Annotated in this window: 1 protein-coding gene; it reads right to left on the reverse strand. The window is 77.0% G+C overall.

Annotated elements, in window-relative coordinates; translation table 11 throughout:
* Window positions 1–1188: 1188 nt before the first annotated feature.
* Window positions 1189–2794 (reverse strand): non-ribosomal peptide synthetase (locus ABD308_RS08560; protein ID WP_344330133.1); only part of this gene is annotated, 1606 nt, incomplete at its 5' end.

Genomic DNA, 2794 nt, shown 5'->3' on the forward strand with positions numbered 1-2794 from the left:
GGCGTCGGGGCGACCCCGCGCTGCTGCTTGGGCTGGGCGCCGCCGCCGGGACGGCCGGGGCCTGGGCTGGCCCACCGGCCGGCCGCGGTTCGACGGCGGTCGACGCACGAACCGGACCGTTGGCCGAAGCGGCGGACGCACCGTCGACCGGTTCGGCCGCCAACGACGGCCGGCCGGCCGGGCCGAAGGCCAGAGCGCGCTCAGACCACGGGCGTGCCACGGTCGGTGGCCGGCCGGCCACCGCAGCGGCCGGAGCAATCGGCCTGCCATCCGAGAGTCCCGCCGCCACGGGCATGGGCGGCCCCGGAAGCGCGATCCGCGCCGGGCCCGGGGTGGTCGCCGGACCGGCCGCGAGCGAGACCGCCGAACGACGGGCCCGCACACCGGCCGGGGTAGCGGCCGAGCCTGCGGCCGGGTTCACCGGCAGGGCATCAGCCGAAACAGCGGTCGAGACCTGCGCCGCATCCGCTGCGGCGGGTGGCACGCCCCACCGACCATCCAACTGACCGGCCGCCACCAAGTCGGCCGACTCCGGAGCCACAACGCCCGAGAGCCCGTCAGCCGGGGCCAGCACGTCGACACCGGCCCCTCGCGGATCGGCCGTGGTCGACGAACCACCGGCTACCGGGTCGGCTGCCGCCAGGCCGGCCGGACCCGAGGCCACAGCGAACGACGCACCGTCAGCAAGACCAGCGGTCCACACCTCAGCCGAACACCGGCCACCAACCGCCACCAGACCAGCCAGGCCCGAAGCCACAACGGTCGGAGGGTGGGTGGTAGGAGCCGAAGTCGTCGGATACGCGGGACGGTCGGCAGGCATGTCAGTCGCGAGGCCGGCGAGCGAAGCAACGGGCGCAGGGTAGGCGGCGGTCGACATCGGAGCGGCGCCGGAAGCAGAGGTCGGCGAGCTCACGAGCTGGGCGGCGGGAGCGGAAGTCGGCGGGTGGGCTGTGCGGGCGGAGATCGCGCGGTGGATGGTGGTCGCCGTCGGACCGGCAGCGGAAGCCGACCCCGACGGGCAGACCGCAGAAGCCACAAACCCAAACTCGACGGCAGCCGCCATCAGACCGGCAGCAGAAGCCTCAACCGGCCGACCAACGACCGAGGCGGGAGCCAGGTGCTCCGCAGCCGCCACCGGACCAGCAGCGGAAGCCGCAACCGGCCGGCCGGGCGGAGGGGTGGTCGTGCTCATCGGACGGCCGGGCGGCGGGGGGTGAGGGCGGGGCGGGCGGGGGCCGGGGTGGCGGTGGTGGCGTGCTCGACGGCGGCGGTGAAGGCGGCCAGGTCGGCGGCGTCGAGCAGGTGGCGCAGTTGGAGTTCGACGTTGAGCTTGCGGCGCAGCAGGTGGACGACGCGCAGGGCGGCGAGGGAGTGGCCGCCGAGGGTGAGGAAGTCGTCGGTGGGCAGGACCTCGGGGACGCCGAGCACGGTGCGCCACACGTCGGCGACCTGCTCCGCCACTCCCCCGCCGGTGCTCTCCGCGGCCGGCTCGGGGGCGGGCGCGGGCAGGGCGCGGTGGTCGACCTTGCCGTTCGGGGTGAGCGGCAGGGCGTCGAGCACGGTCACGGTGGCCGGCACCAGGTGCGCGGGCAGCACGGCGCGCAGGGCCGCGAGCAGGGTGGCGGGATCGGCCGACGGGCCGGTGACGTAGGCGGCGAGGCGGGTGTCCCCGGGCGCGGGCTCGTGCAGGGTGACGGCGGCGGCGGTGACGCCGTCCAGCGCCGCGACCGCGTGCTCGACCTCGCCCGGTTCGACGCGGAAGCCGCGCAGCTTGACCTGGCGGTCCACCCGGCCGGCGTACTCCAGCAGGCCGTCGGCGGTGCGGCGGGCCTGGTCGCCGGTGCGGTACATCCGCTCGCCCGGTGTGAACGGGTCGGCGACGAAGCGTCCGGCGGTCAACCCGGGCCGTCCGGCGTAGCCGTGCGCGAGGCCCGGCCCGCCCAGGTACAGTTCGCCGACCGCGCCGGGCTCGGTGACCGGAGTCAGCCGCTCGTCCAGCAGGTGGGCGCGGACGCCGGGCAGCGGCGTGCCGAGGTGCGGGCCGGGGCCGGTGATCCGGGCGGCGATGGCGTCGACGGTGCACTCGGTGGGCCCGTACAGGTTGAACGCCTCGATGCCGGCGTCGGCCAGTTCGCGCCAGGTGCGCTCGGGGACCGGCTCGCCGCCCATGAACAGGCGCGGGACGCCGGCGCGGTTCCCCGGGTCGAGCAGCGGCTCGCGGAGCAGCCGCCAGTGGGAGGGGGTCAGGTCGAGGTCGGTGACGGCGTGCTCGGCGAGCAGCGCGGCCAGCCGGGCGGGGTCGGCGCGCCGGGCGTCGTCGATGAGGACGAGGGTGTCGCCGCGGCAGATCCGGATCCACTGCTGGACGGAGGCGTCGAAGGAGACGCTGGCGTTCCAGGCGACGACGGACGGCTCGCCTCGGTAGGCGCCGATCGCCTCCAGCCCGGCGGCGAGGTCGGCGACGGCGCCGTGCGGCACCTCGACGCCCTTGGGGCGGCCGGTGGAGCCGGAGGTGTAGATGACGTAGGCGGGGTCCAGCGGGTGCGGGGCGGCGTCCTGGAGGGGCGCGGACGCGGCGGCGTCGGGGCGCAGCACCGCGACGCCGGCCGGGACGGGCGGTGCCGGCTCGGCGCTGACCACGGCGGTGAGGCGGGCGTCGGCGGCCATGTAGGCGATCCGCTCGGCGGGGTAGGCGGGGTCGAGCGGCACGTAGGCGCCGCCGGCGCGCCAGGCGGCGAGCAGCGCGACCGGCAGGTCGAGGGTGCGGGCGAGGTGGACGCCGACCCGGTCGCCG

The sequence above is a fragment of the Kitasatospora putterlickiae genome (assembly GCF_039527695.1).
In the GTDB taxonomy this organism is placed as follows: domain Bacteria; phylum Actinomycetota; class Actinomycetes; order Streptomycetales; family Streptomycetaceae; genus Kitasatospora; species Kitasatospora putterlickiae.